General features: G+C 41.4%; 1 protein-coding gene. It reads left to right on the plus strand.

Annotated elements, in window-relative coordinates; translation table 11 throughout:
* Positions 1-195: 195 nt before the first annotated feature.
* Positions 196-1,182, plus strand: coding sequence for an IS110 family RNA-guided transposase (locus tag TY87_RS22360; protein WP_100188761.1), 987 nt, complete (start codon positions 196-198; stop codon positions 1,180-1,182).
* Positions 1,183-1,220: the final 38 nt, after the last annotated feature.

Consider the following 1,220-nt stretch of genomic DNA (forward strand, 5'->3'; position numbering starts at 1 on the left):
CGACCTTGTATCTCTTCTTGATGAGTGTTTAGCTAGCACTTATCGCATCGGGAAATCGGTGAGCTCGTGCGCGACCTTAGCACAAAAATGCTGTTTTGTAGATTGAGCCCTGATTTCCTAACCTCCATTAAACTGAATGGTATCCTAGCACCCCAAGTAAGGGTGATGCTGCATGTACAAGGGGAGTAGATAGAGATGAAGGCTTTTATTGGCATTGATGTAGGTAAAGAAAAGTTAGATGTTAGCTGGTTACGCGACGTGGTCAAAAATAAGCAGAAAACCAAGGTCTTAAAGAACACAAAACAAGGCTATCAAGAATTAGTTGATTGGGTGCTAAAGAATACAGGGTTAGAAGCTCAGAATATTGTTATTACGACAGAGCCTACTGGTATTTATAGCGAACCTTTGATGTATTTTTTATATGCTCAAGGATTTACTCTTTTACATGTAAACCCTGGAAAAGCAAAACAATATGCAAAATCATTAGGGCTAGTTCATAAGACTGATAAATCAGACGCCACAATGCTAGCTCGCTATGGGCATGACCAACAACATTCACTTTCAAGCTGGCAGCCAGAGCCTGTAGAAGCAAGAGAACTAAAGGCAATGATGCGTAGACTTGAAGCGCTAGAGCAAGATTTGCAGCGTGAAGAAAACCGTTATGAAGCGGTAGGCTTTTCAGGCGCATCCGCTCGGGTCGCTCAATCTCTCAAAGATATGATAGCAGTGTTAAAGGCTGAAATTGATAAACTCAAGAATGAAATCGATGAGCATATTGACAGGCATCCTCAATTGAAGAAGAACCGCCAATTACTTGAAAGTATAAATGGTGTTGGTGAAGTAACATCCCGAATAATGGTTTGTTTACTGGCGTGTAAGCGGTTTAAGAGCGCGAAACAGCTGGCTTCTTATTTAGGCTTGATCCCCAAGCACAACGAATCTGGTAAACGGGCAGGAAAAACAACCTTGAGTAAGGAAGGGCCAGGCTATATCAGAGCGAAGTTGTATATGGCCGCAATCGTAGCTGGGCAACATAATACCGATATAAAAGCGCAGAAAACGAGATTACTAAAACAAGGCAAAACAAAAATGCAGGCGCTAGGTGCAGCGATGAGAAAGTTGTCACAAATATGTTTTGGTGTTGTTAAGAATCAAACAGAATATCAGCCTCAAGTTAGTTAAATAAAAACTTGAGGCTGATTAGGAGAGATGGTATCTAC

Origin of the sequence: Marinomonas sp. BSi20584 (assembly GCF_002792415.1) — a bacterium.
GTDB lineage: Bacteria > Pseudomonadota > Gammaproteobacteria > Pseudomonadales > Marinomonadaceae > Marinomonas > Marinomonas polaris.